This window comes from Paraburkholderia aromaticivorans (assembly GCF_002278075.1).
Classification (GTDB): Bacteria; Pseudomonadota; Gammaproteobacteria; order Burkholderiales; family Burkholderiaceae; genus Paraburkholderia; species Paraburkholderia aromaticivorans.
The window spans coordinates 2,042,240-2,058,767 of record NZ_CP022989.1; the positions used below are offsets into that span (position 1 = coordinate 2,042,240).

General features: G+C 63.2%; 17 protein-coding genes and 1 tRNA gene. 7 read left to right on the forward strand and 11 right to left on the reverse strand.

What is annotated here, in order from left to right; translation table 11 throughout:
• Positions 1-29: 29 nt before the first annotated feature.
• Entirely contained in the window at positions 30-866 is an 837-nt protein-coding gene (locus tag CJU94_RS09375; RefSeq protein ID WP_095418453.1) for an undecaprenyl-diphosphate phosphatase, read from the forward strand.
• An 84-nt stretch (positions 867-950) separates the two neighbouring features.
• Here the strand turns inward: CJU94_RS09375 and trmB are convergent, their stop codons facing one another.
• Both trmB and CJU94_RS09385 read right to left on the reverse strand, forming a co-directional pair.
• Complete coding sequence (trmB, locus tag CJU94_RS09380; protein WP_095418454.1) at positions 951-1,730, reverse strand: tRNA (guanosine(46)-N7)-methyltransferase TrmB; 780 nt, start codon at positions 1,728-1,730, stop codon at positions 951-953.
• A gap of 713 nt (positions 1,731-2,443) precedes the next feature.
• Positions 2,444-2,517, reverse strand: a tRNA-Gly gene (locus CJU94_RS09385).
• Positions 2,518-2,910: 393 nt separating this feature from the next.
• On the opposite strand from CJU94_RS09385, the gene CJU94_RS40800 reads away from it, so the two are divergent.
• Positions 2,911-3,114: a hypothetical protein gene (locus CJU94_RS40800; RefSeq protein ID WP_157763728.1), complete on the forward strand. Its 204-nt coding sequence runs from the start codon at positions 2,911-2,913 to the stop codon at positions 3,112-3,114.
• Between the two features lie 124 nt (positions 3,115-3,238).
• Complete coding sequence (locus tag CJU94_RS09390; RefSeq protein WP_095418455.1) at positions 3,239-4,153, forward strand: hypothetical protein; 915 nt, start codon at positions 3,239-3,241, stop codon at positions 4,151-4,153.
• Between the two features lie 73 nt (positions 4,154-4,226).
• Here CJU94_RS09390 and CJU94_RS09395 read toward each other — a convergent pair whose 3' ends face one another.
• The 3 genes from CJU94_RS09395 to CJU94_RS09405 form a co-directional block, all read right to left on the reverse strand.
• Positions 4,227-4,790 (reverse strand): YggT family protein, encoded by a 564-nt coding sequence (locus CJU94_RS09395; RefSeq protein WP_091799790.1) that lies wholly within the window; start codon positions 4,788-4,790, stop codon positions 4,227-4,229.
• 232 nt (positions 4,791-5,022) lie between these two features.
• The gene (locus CJU94_RS09400; RefSeq protein ID WP_095418456.1) at positions 5,023-5,343 is read right to left on the reverse strand and encodes an EthD family reductase; all 321 of its coding nucleotides are present in this window, start codon (positions 5,341-5,343) and stop codon (positions 5,023-5,025) included.
• Positions 5,344-5,420: 77 nt separating this feature from the next.
• Positions 5,421-6,359, reverse strand: coding sequence for a Rossmann-like and DUF2520 domain-containing protein (locus CJU94_RS09405; RefSeq protein WP_095418457.1), 939 nt, complete (start codon positions 6,357-6,359; stop codon positions 5,421-5,423).
• A 253-nt stretch (positions 6,360-6,612) separates the two neighbouring features.
• Between CJU94_RS09405 and CJU94_RS41360 the strand changes: the two genes are divergently transcribed.
• The 3 genes from CJU94_RS41360 (at position 6,613) to CJU94_RS09415 (ending at position 8,567) form a co-directional block, all read left to right on the forward strand.
• A complete protein-coding gene (locus tag CJU94_RS41360) occupies positions 6,613-6,774 on the forward strand; it encodes a hypothetical protein (protein ID WP_007180743.1) in 162 nt (53 codons plus the stop codon).
• Between the two features lie 374 nt (positions 6,775-7,148).
• A complete protein-coding gene (locus tag CJU94_RS09410) occupies positions 7,149-7,448 on the forward strand; it encodes a hypothetical protein (protein ID WP_095418458.1) in 300 nt (99 codons plus the stop codon).
• Between the two features lie 153 nt (positions 7,449-7,601).
• A complete protein-coding gene (locus CJU94_RS09415; RefSeq protein ID WP_095418459.1) occupies positions 7,602-8,567 on the forward strand; it encodes a threo-3-hydroxy-L-aspartate ammonia-lyase in 966 nt (321 codons plus the stop codon).
• An 89-nt stretch (positions 8,568-8,656) separates the two neighbouring features.
• Here the strand turns inward: CJU94_RS09415 and CJU94_RS09420 are convergent, their stop codons facing one another.
• Together CJU94_RS09420 and CJU94_RS09425 are read right to left on the reverse strand one after the other, a co-directional pair.
• On the reverse strand, positions 8,657-9,334 hold the full coding sequence (locus tag CJU94_RS09420) for a LysE family translocator (RefSeq protein ID WP_095418460.1): 678 nt from the start codon (positions 9,332-9,334) through the stop codon (positions 8,657-8,659).
• Positions 9,335-9,387: 53 nt separating this feature from the next.
• A complete protein-coding gene (locus tag CJU94_RS09425) occupies positions 9,388-10,956 on the reverse strand; it encodes a UbiD family decarboxylase (protein ID WP_095418461.1) in 1,569 nt (522 codons plus the stop codon).
• Positions 10,957-11,563: 607 nt separating this feature from the next.
• Between CJU94_RS09425 and CJU94_RS09430 the strand changes: the two genes are divergently transcribed.
• On the forward strand, positions 11,564-12,865 hold the full coding sequence (locus tag CJU94_RS09430) for a lytic transglycosylase domain-containing protein (RefSeq protein WP_095418462.1): 1,302 nt from the start codon (positions 11,564-11,566) through the stop codon (positions 12,863-12,865).
• 131 nt (positions 12,866-12,996) lie between these two features.
• Here the strand turns inward: CJU94_RS09430 and CJU94_RS09435 are convergent, their stop codons facing one another.
• The 4 genes from CJU94_RS09435 to ribBA form a co-directional block, all read right to left on the reverse strand.
• Complete coding sequence (locus CJU94_RS09435) at positions 12,997-14,193, reverse strand: pyridoxal phosphate-dependent aminotransferase (RefSeq protein ID WP_095418463.1); 1,197 nt, start codon at positions 14,191-14,193, stop codon at positions 12,997-12,999.
• Between the two features lie 146 nt (positions 14,194-14,339).
• Complete coding sequence (gene nusB, locus CJU94_RS09440) at positions 14,340-14,774, reverse strand: transcription antitermination factor NusB (protein ID WP_095418464.1); 435 nt, start codon at positions 14,772-14,774, stop codon at positions 14,340-14,342.
• Positions 14,771-15,277 carry a 6,7-dimethyl-8-ribityllumazine synthase gene (gene ribH / locus CJU94_RS09445; RefSeq protein WP_011489560.1) on the reverse strand — a complete coding sequence of 169 codons (507 nt, stop codon included), beginning with the start codon at positions 15,275-15,277 and terminating at the stop codon, positions 14,771-14,773. Before ribH ends, nusB begins: the two co-directional genes overlap by 4 nt.
• Before the next feature lie 49 nt (positions 15,278-15,326).
• Complete coding sequence (gene ribBA, locus CJU94_RS09450; protein WP_095418465.1) at positions 15,327-16,463, reverse strand: bifunctional 3,4-dihydroxy-2-butanone-4-phosphate synthase/GTP cyclohydrolase II; 1,137 nt, start codon at positions 16,461-16,463, stop codon at positions 15,327-15,329.
• Between the last annotated feature and the right edge of the window lie 65 nt (positions 16,464-16,528).

Consider the following 16,528-nt stretch of genomic DNA (forward strand, 5'->3'; position numbering starts at 1 on the left):
CCGACTATCTACCGCGATGAGGGGCAGGGATGGACTGGCTATTGGCTTGCAAGGCGCTGATTCTGGGCGTCGTCGAAGGGTTGACGGAGTTTTTGCCCGTGTCGAGCACCGGGCATTTGATCGTCGCGGGGAGTTTGCTGAACTTCACCGACGAGCACGCGAAAACCTTCGATGTCGTGATCCAGCTCGGCGCGATTCTCGCCGTGTGCTGGGAATTTCGCCGCCGCATCGGCAGTGTGGTGTCCGGCTTGCCGAGCCGGCCGGATGCACGCCGTTTTACGCTGAACGTGGTCATCGCCACCATTCCGGCGATCGTGCTCGGCTTGCTGTTCGAAAAATCCATCAAGGCGGCGCTGTTCTCGCCGGTGCCGGTGGCGTTCGCGCTGGTGGCGGGTGGCGTGGTGATTCTGTGGGCGGAGGCGCGTCAGCGCACGCGCGGTGACACGGCGGCGCGCGTCCTGAGCGTGGACGACCTGAGCCCGCTGGACGCGCTGAAAGTGGGCCTCGCACAATGTTTCGCGCTGATTCCTGGCATGTCGCGCTCGGGCTCGACGATCATCGGCGGGATGCTGTTCGGTCTCGACCGGCGCGTCGCCACGGAGTTTTCGTTCTTCCTCGCGATTCCGATCATTTTCGGCGCGACTGCGTACGAACTGCACAAAGACTGGCATCTGCTTTCCGTCGATGCGCTCGGCACCTTCGCGCTCGGCTTCGTGGCGGCGTTCGTCAGCGCGTTTGCATGCGTGCGCTGGCTGTTGCGCTATATCGCGGCGCACGATTTCACCGCGTTCGCGTGGTATCGGATCGGCTTCGGTTTGCTGATCCTGCTGGTCGGCTATAGCGGCGCATTGAGCTGGACGGAGTGAGCGCGTCAGTTGTGCCCGCGCCATGAAAAAGGTCCGCGTTTGCGGACCTTTTTCTTATCGCTGTATGAGTCTCTGCGCGCAGTCTTACTCGGCGGCGCGTTTGCGGAACACCAGATCCCACACGCCGTGCCCGAGCCGCAGGCCACGACGCTCGAATTTCGTTACCGGCCGGTACTCCGGACGCGGCGCATAGCCGTCGGCGGTGTTCTCCAGCGCCGCTTCGGCGCCCAGTACTTCGAGCATCTGTTCAGCGTAGTTCTGCCAGTCGGTCGCGCAATGCAGATAGGCGCCCGGCTTCAGACGCGATACGAGCAGCGCGACAAACTTCGGCTGGATCAGCCGGCGCTTGTGGTGCCGCGCCTTGTGCCACGGATCCGGGAAAAAGATGTGCACGCCGTCCAGGCTGTCGGGCGCGATCATCTGTTCGAGCACTTCGACCGCGTCATGCTGAATGATGCGGATGTTCGACAGATTCTGTTCGCCCATCAGCTTCAGCAATGCGCCCACGCCCGGTTCGTGCACTTCGACGCCGAGGAAATCATCGTCGGGACGGTGCGAGGCGATTTCCGCCGTGGTCGCTCCCATGCCGAAGCCGATTTCCAGCACCCGTGGCGCCTCACGGCCGAACACGCTATGCCAGTCTGGCTGCTGTGGTGCGAAGGGCACCACGAAGCGCGGGCCGAGTTCGTCCATGGCGCGGCGCTGGCCGGTCGAGACGCGGCCAGCGCGTGTGACAAAACTGCGGATGCGGCGCCGATGCAAGGCTTCTTGCGGTGTGGCTTCGCCGGCGAGTGGGTCTTCGACTTCGGTTGTGGGCGTCGGGAGTTCGTCCGGCGGGCCGGCGTCGTTTGGATCGTGGATCATCGTCGATGCTGCTACAAGGGTGAGGGCTTCGCGGCTTGCCTGGCGTGCTGCACGGCGCGTGTCCGGGCTCGCGCGGCAGGACGCGCGAGTCGCACGCGCGGCCGGCAGGCGCAGTGCTTACGGATCGCAGCGCCGGGCCGCCGCCATGACAAAAAAGCCGCCTTCATGGAGGCGGCTCGTGCTGGATTCTGCTCAAGTCATCAGCAGGAACGTGGAGCGGGCGTTGCAAGTGCGCGTAAGGTAGCACACCCGGAAAGGGGGCGTCCAGACGGGGGGGGGGCGGCGACGCATAGGGAACCGTCGGCGATATTACATTTAAATAACGAAAAAAATGACGAAGTCGCTCGCCCATTTGATTTAATCATTCTGAAAGCTATTTCCAGTGACGATTATCTGGGCAAATGACAGCCATCAGCACAAGTCTTGCATCGCTAACCCGCGGATTTCACTTCGTCATGCGATGGCAATCGCGCGGCGCCGCACGTTCAATTCAGCATCTATCTGAAAATTGCGTTGAAGAATCGCTGGAGTACTCGGCACTTACACGACCGCTATTGCAATCCCGCGCCTGCTCGCCGCTTGGGCAAGCGAATCCATTGTTGAATGCGGTGATGGAGAAAAGGCTTCTTGAGGCGGGATGGGCAGAAACTGCGGCAGAGGCAGATACTTTCGCGGTGCTGCCGGATGGATCACGGCGCTTAACGGAAGGTGTCTGGAGCGGGCGATGGGAATCGAACCCACGGCTCTAGCTTGGGAAGCTAGGGTATTACCATTATACGACGCCCGCAGAGCACGCCATTCTACGCGCGTTTCGCGAGATTTGGCAAACGCGAAGGACGACGGGCCGCCGAAGAGTCTGGTTGTCGCGGAACCCCTTGTGAGGTGAGTGTTGTGTCCAGCGCCCCGTCGCTGGCGAAATTCTGCCGGCATGTTGGCTATTGCTTTGGAAGTTATCCTTGCGGCGGGTCGAAGTCCATCCCGATGGTGGGCGTCAAGCCGTCCGGTTCCTCGACGGTCGTATTCCGTAGACGTGTCCCGTGCGAGCGGTTGCGACAAGGCTTCGCAGCGCATCACCCGTGGCCTTACGGACGGCGCGGACTCATCCGCCGCGCCCGAGTCGCGCGCGGCACGCAACGCGTCGATTAAACGCGTTAATTGTCAATCAGTTCGCGGCAATTGAATGCAGATCGAAGCGCATATTAATACCAAGCCAATCGGTTGGATGCGCGAAGCCGAATCGATTTTGATTCGTTATGCATCAAATTGCACCGGCATCACCACGCCGGTTTTTAAAGAATTCAAACAAATACTAAAGCTTGTTGAAATCGCGCCGTTTACTTCTCTAGCGTCCTTTCCAATTCTTACATCGATTTGCGCGATTTGATTCTGTCAAGTGGATTGGTGGAATGATTTATCGAAACGGCGCTGATAGCAAACATCGAGGTCAATCTACTCACGGCGTGAGGCGATGAATCGGATTCACCGCGCACTCGCCCCTAAAAACAAAAATGGATATGAAAAACAAGGCTAAATTGACGTTATCCCTGCTTGCTTCGCTCGCTCTGTCGGCTTGTGGCGGCGGTGGTGGCGACGGGGGTAATTCGGCTGCGACGCCTTCGTCCAGCAGCGCTTCGTCACCGTCGGTGGCGAGTGCGCCTGCTACGGCAAGCGCGCCGGCTGTGGCAAGCGCGCCTGCTCCGGCCTCGTCGCCGGCGCTCAACGGTGAACAGTTGCCGAGTCTGGCCAGCCCTCAGAGCGGCTCGGCTGCGGCCGTGGGCAACGGTGTCGAAGGGATTTGGGTCAGCCAGTTCGGCGTCGACAAGACCACGGCGCTCGTCGATCCGCAGGGCAATATCTCTTACCTGAATACCGTGGCCGGTTTCGGGATCTCGCAATTCTTCGGCGTGATCGCCGCCACCTCGCCGAACTGGACGCTCAGCTCGGGGTCGGCGTTCATCTCCAACTTCTACTATCCGGCCACCAACGGTTCGGGCTCGTTCGTCAACAACCAGACGTTCACCGGCAGCTATGTCGAGAACGGCAACACGGTGAACCTGTCCTGGAACTACGACGCCGCGAATGCGCTGGCTGTCACGCAGTCGAGCGTCGCGGGCACGTGGGCGCAGACCGGGTCGTCGTTGACCATTGCAAGCGACGGCACGCTAAGCGGCACCCTCAGCAACTGCCCGGTGTCCGGCACGTTGCTGCTCGCCACGCCGTCGTCGGCGAAGAACCTTTATACGTTGAACGTCACCGGTACGACGGCGTCCTGTACGCTGAAATCCGGCGCGACCTACACCGGCAATGCGGCGATTACGTTCCTGCCGATCACGGGGAGCAACCTGTACGTCCGCACGATTTTCTTCATGATCAAGACCGTGACCAACACGACGGTCGCCTACGGTCAGTTGACGAAGCAATAAGCGGAGCATGAAGCGAAGCCGCCGCCGCCTTTCCAGGCAGGCGGCGGCTGAATCGAGCTTGCAACCGGTGGCTTTAGATCACGAAGTAAGTCAGCTGAACCGCCGCGCGGGTGACCACCATCAGCAGCACCTGCACGATCACGAACAGCAGGATCGGCGAGAGGTCGATGCCGCCGAGTTGCGGCACCACGCGGCGCAGCGGATTCAGAAACGGCGCCGTCAACTGGTACAGAATCGGCATGGCCGGCGAACGTGGATTGAGCCACGACAGCAGCGCCATCAGGATCGTCATCCAGATGATCAGATTCAGTGCCCACTTGATCAGCGTCAGCACCGCGACGATCAGCAGCGTCGGCAACAGCGTGAGCGGATCGGCGCCGGTCAGGACCACCATCAGCACCACATACACGATGGCCGCAAGCAGGGCCGCGACGAGGCTCGCCCAGTCGATCTTGCGCGTGCTAGGCAGGATATGCCGCAACGGCAGCACGATCCAGTTGGTGGCTTGCAGCACCGCGTTCGTGACGGGGTTGTAGGGCGGCATGCGCACGACCTGCAGCCATGCGCGCAACAGCAGTGCGGCGCCGAACAGCGTGAAGACGGTATTGAGCAGAAAACGGGCGATATCGCCAAACATCTCGTGTCCTTATCCTTCGTATGACGGCCGCCGATCGGCCGCAGGGCGCCGGCGCTGTCCGATCGGCGCGCCGGCGGTTTGATCTGGTTTGCCCGCGCCCTTCCGCGGTAGGGCGCGTGATACGTCGTCTCTAGCGGCCAGGCTGTGCTGCGATGCTGGGCGGCTCGCAGGTTCACGTTCGACGACGCTGACCGCCATTAGAGGCCGTCATTCGTCCCGCTTCCGCTGGGCATCACACGGAAATCTTGAGCTCGCTGATCAGAATCGTGCCATTGCCGCCGTCGGTGTAGTTGGGGATGTCGGCCATCAGTTGCTCGGAGGCCGCTTTGAAGACTTTGTAGAAGTCGTCCGCGCTGTCGAACAGGAAGTGGCCCGCGGCGACGTACGGCGGTGGCGTTCCGGGCGGCCCGGCGTTGATCCCGACGTCGACCGACCAGCCCTTCAGGGACGGCCCGAACAGCCTCGCCGCGAGCGGCATATGCGTGACGCAGTAATAGTCCACGTCGAAGTGGCCGTTTTCCCGATACGGATAGAGGATGCTGACCTTGATCATTGTGCGTTCTCGTCTGTTGGTCCCGATGCGCGGCGCTGGCGGATTGCGCGCGGCGCCGGACGTCACATTATCACGGCTTACTTGACGCTTGCACCTGCCGCGGCCTGATTCAGCGACCGGCTGAGCGATTCTTCCACGGCCCCGGAGATCGCGTCGATCGCGGTGGGCGGCGTGGCGCGGCGCTCGGCCAGTCCCACCGCGCGCCGCGTGAGCAATCCGTAGAGGGCCGCATGGTCGCCCCCGAGGCCTTCCAGCAGCGCCAACTGCTTCTGCACGACGCCCGTGTCGCCTCGCGATACCGGGCCGGCGAGCGCATTGGGCAGGCCCTTGTCGCGCGCGGTTTCGATGGTGCCGGAGAGCATCGGCAGCAGGGCGCGCAGCGCGTCGTCCTCGGCAAAGCCCAAGGTGCGCCACAGCGCGACGCACTCCGCGAGGCTGCACAGCGCGAAGCTGGCGGCGTAGTGCGCGGCGGCATGATAGAGCATTCGGCCGCCCGGCGGAATCGACAGCGGATGGCAGCGTAGCGCGACGGCCAGCGCCGTCAGCGCGTCTTTGAGCGCGCCCTCGGCTTCGATCGTCACCGAGCAGCCGGCAATGCGCTCGAGATCGGCGAGCTCGCCGCTAAACAGGTAGAGTGGATGAAAGCCGCCGACCGAGGCGCCCTGGTCGCGGGCCGGGGCGAGCAATTCGATCGGCGAGGCGCCGCTGCAATGCACGAGCGCCTTGCCGTGCGGGCCAACCGCCCCGTCCGCGTCGTACCGGAGTGTGTGCGCTGACGTACCGATGCTGTCGTCGGGAACGGCTAAAAAGACGATATCGGCGGCGTCGACCACCTGTTGAGGGTTCTCGAGTGCCGCGCAATGCTCGATCTGACTGGCGAGCCGGCTGGCCGAAGCCGCCGAGCGGCTGGCTACGGCCGTGACCGGGTAACCGGCCCGCGAAAAGCTCAGCGCAAGACAGCGCGCGAGCCGGCCCGCGCCGACGAAACCGAGTCGCGGCAGAGAGGACTGGGACATGGGTGGCTGCTCCAGACGGAAGATTTGACCGGGAAAGCTGAAGTATCGCGCATCCTTCACGCCTGCGGCGCAGCGTGGCGGCGGTTTTGGTCTGATCAGTGCGTCCGCGATATGGCGCGTTCCGCCTGTCATCCGGCGCCGTGCGCCCCACGGGCTTGAAAACTGCTCACAATTGCTGCACTTGCATGGTTAGACGGTTTGGCAGTTGCTGTTCTGGGTATTTCGTCTCGCAGTCAGATTCGGGAGGTTCACGATGAATATTTTTTCTTACCGAAAGCACTTGCGGTTCCTGACACATGCACAGCGCCGTCGCTGGTGGGACCAGAAAAAGCGCCTGACGCCGCGCGTGCGGATTAGCGGTGCTTATGTCCCACCTAGCGTGTCCCGCGAATTTGCCTATGTGAAGGTCGGCTGAAAAAACGCCCTTCGACGGTAAGGAGTGCCCGGTCCAATAGCCGGGCATTTTTCATTTCCAGGGCTCAATTGACGCAAACGGAGCTGAGGCTAATTTGTAATCAAAGATTACTGGCAAGCCAATGACGTGCACCGTCACGGAGTCGCCGCGACGGACGGCGACCTGTCCATCCGGTGCAAACGCTGAGTTTTCAGCGCTTTGCGAAGCTCGTCCGCGACGCACTGTCTCAGGGGAAATTACGAGGCCTTGTACCGCATTGCAATTTGCAACAAATGCGAACAGCGACACCTGATCTTTTTCGATACATTGATTTCGTGGCATGCGAGGCATGCGAAGTCGGCGATTCCCCGGTAGGGCGCGCCAGGAGAATAAAAGTGAAAAAGATCGTTCCGTTTGTGGTTGCCGCAGCACTCGGCCTGGGACTCGCCGGCGCCGCTGAGGCGCACGTTTCCGTCGGTATCGGCATTGGCGTTCCGATTGCGCCGGCTTATCCGGTTTATGCTGCTCCGCCGCCGGTCTATTACGCGCCTGCGCCGGTCTATGCGCCGCCGCCGGTTGTTTATGCGCCGCCGCCGGCAGTCGTAGTGGGTGGTTATTACGGCGGCTACGGCCGTCCTTATTATCACCACGGCTATTACCGCGGTTATTACGGTCACGGCTACTATCGCCGCTGATCGCGCGCAGCTGAACAGGGCTGTATTGACGGCGTAACGCCGGCTTGATTGCCGTGTTACGCCGTTTGTGTTTTCGTTTCGCGCGCAACGTTCCAAAGCCGGGTCGAAGCTGGGAGAATGGCTGTTTCGCCACCGCTCTGGAGAGTTTCGCCGATGCAAGCGCTTCCCGCTCCCACTTTCGACGACGTACTCGACGCCGCAGCGCGTCTCGAAGGCGTCGCCCACCGTACCCCCGTTCTGACTTCGAGCACGTTCAACGAACGAACCGGCGCGTCGGTGTTCTTCAAGTGCGAGAATTTTCAGCGCATGGGTGCGTTCAAGTTTCGCGGCGCCTATAACGCGATCTCGCATTTCGACGCGGAGCAACGCAAAGCCGGAGTGCTGACGTATTCCTCGGGCAACCATGCGCAGGCGATTGCGTTGTCGGCACGCCTTGCCGGCATCCGCGCGACGATCATCATGCCGCACGACGCGCCCGCGGCCAAAGTCGCGGCGACCAAGGGCTACGGCGGAGAGGTGATCACCTACGACCGCTACACCGAGAACCGCGAAGAGATCGGCCGGCGTCTCGCCGACGAACGTGGCATGACGCTGATTCCGCCGTACGACCATCCGCATGTGATCGCCGGCCAGGGCACGGCGGTGAAAGAACTCATCGACGAAACCGGCCCGCTCGACATGCTGTTCGTGTGCCTCGGCGGCGGCGGACTGATCGGCGGCAGCGCGTTGTCCGCAGCTGCGTTGAGCCCGGCATGCACGGTGATCGGCATCGAACCGGAAGCGGGCAACGACGGCCAGCAGTCGCTGGCGCGAGGCGAGATCGTGCATATCGACACGCCGCGCACGATTGCCGACGGCGCCGCCTCCACGCATCTGGGCGACTACACGTTTGCGATCATCCGGAAGCTGGTCGCGCAGATCGAAACGGTCAGCGACGCCCAGTTGATCGAGACGATGCGCTTTTTCGCGCAGCGCATGAAGATCGTGGTCGAACCGACGGGCTGCCTCGCCGCCGCCGCGGTGCTCAACGGCATCGTGCCGGTGCGGGGCAAGCGTGTCGGCGTGCTGGTCAGCGGCGGCAACGTCGATCTGGAAAAGCTCGCGCAGTATCTCGCCTGATACCTCGCGTCGGCGGGCGCGGTTGCTCGCCGGACCTGGCAGGTGACGCCTGATCGAAAACGGCTCGCACGCCGCGAGCCGTTTTCACATCAGCTTGCCGCGTGCGCGGTTTGCACGATCAGATCGCGATACCCGTTCACGATCACGCTATACGAGAAGTAAGCGAACAGTAGCGCCGACAGCACGTGGCAGGCGCGCAGCAAACCGGTGCCGGCGCGTTTGCGTCCGTGGCTGCCGAGTCCGCAGATAAAGATCGTCCAGCACAGACCGCCGAGAAAGAAGCCGCCGAGAAATACCGGTGCGCTCGTCACGCTCGTGGCGCCCGCTTTCGCGATCAGCGCCCCGCCCACTGCAGCAAACCAGAGAATCGCCGACGGCGACGACACCGCTAGCAAGACGCCGCGCAAAAACCCGCGCCACGCGGACAGCTGCGGTGCATGGGCGTCCGCCTCGCCGGCCACCGCCGGCGCCGTGGCCGGGTACATTGCTTCACGCGCCATCTTCCACGTCAGGAAGAGCAGGGTCGCCGCGCCGCCGATCCACACCACCCAGCGCACCGATTCGAACTGCAGCAACGCCGCCATGCCCGCGAGCGCGAGCGCCGCATAAATCAGATCGCCGATGCACGAGCCGAGGCCGAGCCAGAAGCCCGGCTTGAAGCCATGTGAGAGCGTCAGCGAAATCATGGCGACGTTCACGAGACCGATATCCAGACACAGCGACAACGACAGAAAAAATCCATCCGACATCATTGAAAAGGCATGCATCCGCGCAACTGCTCCGTTGGTTTCGTTATTTCAGTCCTGTTGTACGGCCTGCCTTAGAGGCCCAACTCGTTCCACAAGGTGTCGATGCGCTGTTTAACCGCGTCGTCCATCACGATTGGGCGGCCCCATTCGCGATCGGTTTCGCCGGGCCATTTGTTGGTCGCGTCGAGACCCATCTTCGATCCGAGTCCGGCGACAGGCGAGGCGAAATCCAGGTAGTCGATCGGTGTGCGATCCACCAGCACCGTGTCGCGCGCCGGATCGATACGTGTGGTGATCGCCCAGATCACCTCCTTCCAGTCGCGGATATTCACGTCCTCGTCGACCACGACAATGAACTTCGTGTACATGAACTGCCGCAGGAAGCTCCATACCCCGAACATCACGCGTTTGGCGTGACCGGGATAGCTCTTCTTCATCTGCACGATGGCCATGCGGTAGCTGCAGCCTTCGGGCGGCAAATAGAAGTCCGTGATCTCGGTGAACTGCTTCTGCAACAGCGGCACGAATACTTCGTTGAGCGCGACGCCGAGTACGGCGGGCTCGTCAGGCGGTTTGCCGGTGTAGGTGGAGTGATAGATCGCGTCGCGCCGCATGGTGATGCGCTCGACCGTAAAGACGGGGAACCACTCCTGCTCGTTGTAGTAGCCGGTGTGGTCGCCGTACGGGCCTTCGAGCGCATGCTCGTAGGCCGCCGACGCGCCCTTTACCGGACGCGGCGGCGCGCCTGCGGGAGCGGGCGAGGGCGTGCCCGCCTGCGGATAGATGAAGCCCTCCAGCACGATTTCGGCGCGCGCCGGCACCTGCAAGCCGTCGACGCCCGGCGTGAGGCACTTCGCGAGTTCCGTGCGACCGCCGCGCAGCAGGCCGGCGAACTGGTATTCGGAGAGCGTGTCGGGCACCGGCGTGACCGCGCCGAGGATGGTCGCCGGGTCTGCGCCCAGCACGACGGCCACCGGATACGGCTTGCCGGGATTCTGCAGCGCGAATTCGCGGAAATCGAGCGCGCCGCCGCGATGCGCGAGCCATCGCATGATCAGTTTGTTGCGCCCGATCAGTTGCTGGCGATATATGCCTAAGTTTTGTCGGGGCTTATTCGGACCTTTTGTCACGGTCAGACCCCATGTAATCAGCGGGCCGGCGTCGCCCGGCCAGCAGGTCTGAATGGGCAGCTTCGCGAGGTCCACGTCGTTGCCTTCCCAGACGATTTCCTGGCAAGGCGGCGCGCTCACGGTTTTGGGCGCCATGTCCCAAACCGCCTTCGCCAGCGAGAACAGTTTGCCGGCGTCCTTCAGCCCTTTCGGCGGCTCCGGTTCCTTCAACGCGGAGAGCAGCCGGCCCACGTCGCGCAGCGACTCGAGTGCGGCACCATCGCCTTCGCCCGCTTGCGCGTCGATCCCCATGCCAAGCGCGACCCGCCGCGGGGTGCCGAACAGGTTGCCGAGCACCGGGAACCCATGCTGCGCCTTGCTCTCAAACAGCAGAGCCGGGCCGCCGGCGCGCAGCACGCGGTCGCACAGCTCGGTCATTTCCAGGACAGGTGAGACGTTTTGTGAGATGCGGCGCAGTTCACCGATCGTCTCGAGACGGCCGACGAAATCTCGCAGGTCTTTGTATTTCATCTGGTGCGGTTCATTGCCGCGCAAGCGGCGGGAAGGAGGGGCGCGGCAGGGTTTCGCGGCGCCAGGACGATTGTCGATTTTACCTGTGTTGGCAAGCGCACGTAGATCGGCCAAACGGCCTCGGCGAGACGGCGGAGTCGAGATCGCCGAAAAGGCGCATGCCGCGCGGTTCTGGACGGTTTAAACACTGTTCATTATTACAATTAGTTATACATTTGCTCATCTATAGTGTTGACGATCTATAAAACCCTGCATAGAATCCGTCCACATTGGTTGCAGGGCGTGAACCTTTTTACCACTGCCCCCGGTCCCATCAGACGCAACGCGTCACCGTTTACCGAACCCCTGCACGGTATCTGACGGTCTTACTGAAGTCCTCGCCAGCGCCAACTGACGCTGGTTTTTCGCGTGGGAGCCACCGCCCGCATGGTTGTTCGACATGCCGCGGACCTCTATCAGGACGGCTCCCCACAAACGGTATTTGCCGTTTTCCCGACGTCGCTGCTGCCCTAACCAGACAGAGCACGCGATGTCTTGACTCTGCGAATGTGCTGTACCGCCTGTTCATCTGGCGGGGTTCGCGGATCATGCAACATGGGAGATCTGAATGAACGCCTGGTTATCGTGGCGTCCCGATGAGCGTATTGCGCAAGTTGTGCGCGGTGTGCTGCGTCGCGGGACGCGAATGAGTCATCACCTGTTCAGCATTGTCGGCGGTATCGCGGTCGTGCTGACAGTCGCACTGTGGCTGATGCCGGCCCTGCGCGGCACGCTGGCCGCCAAGTTGATGCCGGTCATCTCAGCCGCCGTGCAAGCCGGGCCTGCACGTCTGCTGCAGGGCAATCCGCTGCCGGCTTTCGGACCGCCCCGTGGCGCGTCCTCCGACGACTCGCTGTCGGCCAGCTCGAACGGTTCCGATGCCGTCGGGAGTGCCAACATCGGTAGCAACGGCAACACCGGCAGCAACGGCACCACCGGCAGCAACGGCACCACCGGCAGCAACGGCAGCAACGGCACCACCGGCACCACCGGCAGCAACGGCACCACCGGCAGCAACGGCACCACCAGCCTCACTGTCAGCAACACCAGCTTCGACGGCGCATTCGACGCCACCGGCTCGACCGGTATGGGCGTCGCGGCGCTCAACGGCCTCGACCCGCGCACCATGCAAAGCGTCACCGCGCTGGCGCGGCTGATTCCGTCGCAACGCGTGTCCGCCGACGCGCGCGACGATCGCGTGCTGATCTCGACCCGCGAGCAGGACCTGGTTGCGTCCTATCTGGCTCGGCGCTATCGCGTCGCTCAGGAGCCCGTCAGCGAGCTCGTGAAGGCCGCGTTCGACACCGGCCACGAAGTCGGTCTCGATCCGCTGCTGCTGCTGTCGGTGATGGCGATCGAATCGGGTTTCAACCCGTATGCCGAGAGTGGCGTCGGCGCGCAGGGCCTGATGCAGGTCATGTCGAAGGTGCACTCGGACAAGTTCCAGTATTTCGGCGGGCAGAGCGCCGCGCTTGAGCCGGTCGCGAACATCAAGGTGGGCGCACTGGTGCTGAAGGATTGCATCGCGCGTGGCGGTTCGCTGCCGGGCGGCTTGCGCCTGTATGTCGGCTCGACTTCGCAGGACGACGGCGGCTACGGCGCCAAGGTGATGGCCGAGCGTGGCCGTCTGCGCGACGTGGCGCGTGGCCGCAAGGTGCCGATCAACGCGCCGCAGGCGCCGGTTCTGACCGCGTCGACCAATAGCAGCTCGACTGCGTCGGCTAACAATGGCAAGCGCGTGCAGGTGACGCTCGAGGGTAGCCATCCGTTGAGCGCGGCGACTTCGGCGAAGACGCCGGTGTCCGAGCAGGACGATGCGAGCGCCAACGCGACCAAGCACGTGGCATCCGCTTCGGAGCTGGGTGCTTGAACCTGAGCCTGAGGTTGGCCGCATAACGCTGGCGGCGCCAGTCGTCAGATGCCAGAGCGGCAAAAAAGAAAAGGACACACCGAGAGGCGTGTCCTTTTTTTCGTCTGGCGATTGAGCGCAGGCTGTTTCGCTCAGCCCTTGCCGAAGAGCTTCGCCAATCGCTCGACCGCTTCTTCCAGCTTCGGATAGGCGGTGGCGTACGACAACCGGATGTACTCCTTCGGCGCATGCGTGCCGAAATCCATGCCAGGCACCAGCACCACACCCGCATCGTGCAGCATGGCCTTGGTGAGCGCCGCGCTGTCACCGGCCGCGGGATGCGCGACCGTGCGGCAATCGGCGTACACGTAGAACGCGCCGTCTGGCATGACCGGCACCGAGAAACCGAGCGATTGCAGGGCCGGGGCGATGAAGTCGCGGCGACGCTTGAATTCCAGGCGGCGCGCTTCGTAGATCGCAATCGTGTCCGGCTCGAAGCAGGCGAGCGCCGCGTGCTGGGCGAGCGCGGAAGCGCAGATGAACAGGTTTTGCGCGAGCTTTTCGAACGCGCTGACCATGCCGGGCGGCACCACCAGCCAGCCCAGACGCCAGCCCGTCATGTTGAAGTACTTCGAGAAGCTATTGACGGTAACTACGTCGTCGCCGAACGAGAGCGCCGAGACGGGCTTCGCGTCATAGCTCAGCCCCTGGTAGATTTCGTCGACGATCGTGAAGCCGCCACGTGCCCGCACGGTCTTGACGATGCGCTCCAGTTCAGCCGGTTCGATCGACGTGCCGGTCGGGTTCGACGGCGACGCGAGCAGCACGCCACGGGTGCGCTCGTTCCAGAGGCGCTCGACGTCGGCGGCGGTCAGCTGGAAACGCTCCGCCGGACCGCTTGGCACCATCACCGGCTTGCCTTCGGCGGCGATCACGAAATGACGGTTGCACGGGTAGCAAGGGTCGGGCATCAGCACTTCGTCGTCGCGATCGACGAGCGCCGCGCAGGCCAGCAGCAATGCCGCCGATGCGCCGGCGGTAACGACGATCCGCGCCGGATCCACGCTGACACCGTAGAAGTCGGCGTAATGCGCGGAGATCGCCTCGCGCAGCGCGTGCAGGCCAAGCGCGTTGGTATATTGCGTGACGCCGCGGCGCAGCGCGCTCGCGGCCGCCTCGATGACCGGCTCGGGCGCGGTGAAATCGGGTTCACCGATTCCCATGTGAATGATGTCGCGTCCATCGCGCTCGAGAAGCGCGGCCTCCTTGGCCAGTTCCATCACATAGAAAGGCTGGATGGCATCCACGCGTGCGGCAAGCCGCACCAGGGGTTCGGTCACGGAGTTCATACGATCAAATCCAGTTCAGATGCAAAAGCGGGAAGGCGTGCCGCGCGTGTAGTCACGCTCAACACGCCGTCCTTGCAAGCGGTTTCGCTTCGCCGCGTTCGGTAGGGCGCATGACAGGGATTAGGCCGTAGTCATGCGCCTTGCGCTCAACGCTTGCGAGCCGCCTGCGTTTCATCCACGCGCAGTTGGGCCGAGAGCTTGTCCAGCACGCCGTTCACGTACTTGTAGCCGTCGGCGCCACCGAATGTCTTGGCGAGTTCAACCGCTTCGTTGATGACCACACGATAAGGAATATCGACGTGATTCTTCAGTTCGAACGCGGCCACCAGCAGCACGGCGCGCTCGACGGGCGAGAGCTGCTCGATCGGGCGGTCCAGACACGGGGCGATGGCCGCGGACAGTGATTCCGAATCGCGGATCACGCCGTGCAGGATGGCGTCCAGATGCTCGTGGTCGGCTTTGTCGAAGCCTTGCGCACCGCGCAGTTGCGCGTCGATTTCACCGCCGGGCGAGCCCGACAGCAGCCACTGGTAAAGCCCCTGCGTGGCCAGTTCGCGGGAGCGTCGGCGTGCGCTCTTCATGCCTCTTCCTCTTCGTCTTCTTCTTCGTCGTCATCACCGCCGAGTTGCTCGAGCGCGACGGCGAGATTCGCCATTTCGACGGCCACGCGCGCTGCATCACGACCCTTTTCGGTCATGCGTGCAACTGCCTGTTCGTCGTTTTCGGTGGTCAGGACCGCGTTGGCGACCGGAATGCCGAAGTCGAGGCCGATACGCGTGATGCCCGCGCCGCTCTCGTTCGAGACCAGCTCGAAGTGATACGTTTCGCCGCGAATCACCGCGCCGAGCGCGATCAGTGCGTCGAATTGCGCGCTTTCCGCGAGCTTTTGCAGCGCCAGCGGGATTTCCAGCGCGCCCGGCACCGTGACGAGCAGCACGTCTTCGCCGGTCACGCCAAGTCGTTCGAGTTCTTCGATGCAGGAGTCCGCGAGGCCGTTGCAAACGGGTTCGTTAAAACGCGCCTGGACGATGCCGATACGCAGTCCGTCGCCGTCGAGATTCGGTTGGTATTGTCCGATTTCCATGTGAATTCCGTAGTGTTTTGAGTGGGCGCCAAGCGCGTGAATGGTCGGATCAGCCTTGTTGCGGAGCCTGCTCGGTGCTGCCCGGCATCGGTACGAAGCCCGTGACTTCGAGACCGTAGCCCGACATGCTGCCCAGCTTGCGCGGGTTCGACAGCACCTGCATCTTGCCGACACCGAGTTCGCGCAGAATCTGCGCGCCGATGCCGTACGTCTTGAAGTCGACCGGCCGGCGTTTGAGCGCCTCGGCTCTTTCCTTCGAGTCGAACGCCTTGAAAACGTCGATCAGATGGTCTTTCGAATCGCCGCAGTTCAGCAGCACGATCACGCCGCAATCGCGCTTGGCGATCTCTTTCATGGCCGCGTCCAGCGTCCAGGAGTGGGTGGATTCGCCCACTTCGAGCAGATCCAGCACCGACAGCGGCTCGTGCACGCGCACCAGCGTGTCCTGATCCGCGCACGGCGCGCCGCGTACCAGCGCGATATGCGGCTGGCCGCTCGGCTGATCCAGGTACATCACCGCGCGAAACGCGCCGTGCGCCGTCTGCATGGTGCGCTCGCAAATGCGCTCGACGATCGATTCCGTGCGGCTGCGATAGTGGATCAGATCCGCGATCGTGCCGATCTTCAGACCGTGCTCCTTCGCGAATTCCAGCAGGTCGGGCAGGCGCGCCATCGTGCCGTCGTCGTTGATGACTTCACAGATCACCGCGGCCGGCGTGAGGCCCGCCAGCGCGGTGAAGTCGCAGCCCGCCTCGGTATGGCCGGCGCGCACCAGCACGCCGCCGGGCTGCGCCATGATCGGGAACACGTGGCCCGGTTGCACGATGTGCTCGGCCTTGGCGTCCGGCGCGACCGCGGTGGCGATCGTGCGGGCGCGGTCGGCCGCCGAGATGCCGGTCGTCACGCCTTCGGCCGCTTCGATACTGACCGTGAACGCCGTGCCGTACTGGGTGCCGTTGCGGTAGGTCATCAGCGGCAGGTTCAGCAGCTTGCAGCGTTCCTGCGTGAGCGTCAGGCAGATCAGGCCACGGCCGTAGCGGGCCATGAAATTGATCGCTTCCGGCGTGACGAATTCGGCGGCGATCACGAGGTCGCCCTCGTTTTCGCGGTCTTCTTCGTCGACGAGGATCACCATCCGGCCTGCTTTCAGTTCGGCGATGATCTCTGGAGTGGAGGCGAGCGTCATGTTGGCGAGAGTTTCGAAGAAAGGGCGTATTTTACGCCACGCGCGGGCCCAAGTCGCCTCCGCCG

What these genes read in the sequence shown, in the direction of transcription:
- trmB (WP_095418454.1), bottom strand. Translation starts at nt 1,730, where the DNA reads ATGATCCACGATCCAAACGACGCCGGCCCGCCGGACGAACTCCCGACG.
- CJU94_RS09425 (WP_095418461.1), bottom strand. Translation starts at nt 10,956, where the DNA reads ATGAAATACAAAGACCTGCGAGATTTCGTCGGCCGTCTCGAGACGATC.
- CJU94_RS09375 (WP_095418453.1), top strand. Translation starts at nt 30, where the DNA reads ATGGACTGGCTATTGGCTTGCAAGGCGCTGATTCTGGGCGTCGTCGAA.
- CJU94_RS09400 (WP_095418456.1), bottom strand. Translation starts at nt 5,343, where the DNA reads ATGATCAAGGTCAGCATCCTCTATCCGTATCGGGAAAACGGCCACTTC.
- nusB (WP_095418464.1), bottom strand. Translation starts at nt 14,774, where the DNA reads ATGAAGAGCGCACGCCGACGCTCCCGCGAACTGGCCACGCAGGGGCTT.
- CJU94_RS09420 (WP_095418460.1), bottom strand. Translation starts at nt 9,334, where the DNA reads ATGCATGCCTTTTCAATGATGTCGGATGGATTTTTTCTGTCGTTGTCG.
- CJU94_RS09430 (WP_095418462.1), top strand. Translation starts at nt 11,564, where the DNA reads ATGAACGCCTGGTTATCGTGGCGTCCCGATGAGCGTATTGCGCAAGTT.
- CJU94_RS41360 (WP_007180743.1), top strand. Translation starts at nt 6,613, where the DNA reads ATGAATATTTTTTCTTACCGAAAGCACTTGCGGTTCCTGACACATGCA.
- CJU94_RS40800 (WP_157763728.1), top strand. Translation starts at nt 2,911, where the DNA reads ATGCAGATCGAAGCGCATATTAATACCAAGCCAATCGGTTGGATGCGC.
- CJU94_RS09395 (WP_091799790.1), bottom strand. Translation starts at nt 4,790, where the DNA reads ATGTTTGGCGATATCGCCCGTTTTCTGCTCAATACCGTCTTCACGCTG.
- ribH (WP_011489560.1), bottom strand. Translation starts at nt 15,277, where the DNA reads ATGGAAATCGGACAATACCAACCGAATCTCGACGGCGACGGACTGCGT.
- CJU94_RS09415 (WP_095418459.1), top strand. Translation starts at nt 7,602, where the DNA reads ATGCAAGCGCTTCCCGCTCCCACTTTCGACGACGTACTCGACGCCGCA.
- CJU94_RS09435 (WP_095418463.1), bottom strand. Translation starts at nt 14,193, where the DNA reads ATGAACTCCGTGACCGAACCCCTGGTGCGGCTTGCCGCACGCGTGGAT.
- CJU94_RS09390 (WP_095418455.1), top strand. Translation starts at nt 3,239, where the DNA reads ATGGATATGAAAAACAAGGCTAAATTGACGTTATCCCTGCTTGCTTCG.
- CJU94_RS09405 (WP_095418457.1), bottom strand. Translation starts at nt 6,359, where the DNA reads ATGTCCCAGTCCTCTCTGCCGCGACTCGGTTTCGTCGGCGCGGGCCGG.
- ribBA (WP_095418465.1), bottom strand. Translation starts at nt 16,463, where the DNA reads ATGACGCTCGCCTCCACTCCAGAGATCATCGCCGAACTGAAAGCAGGC.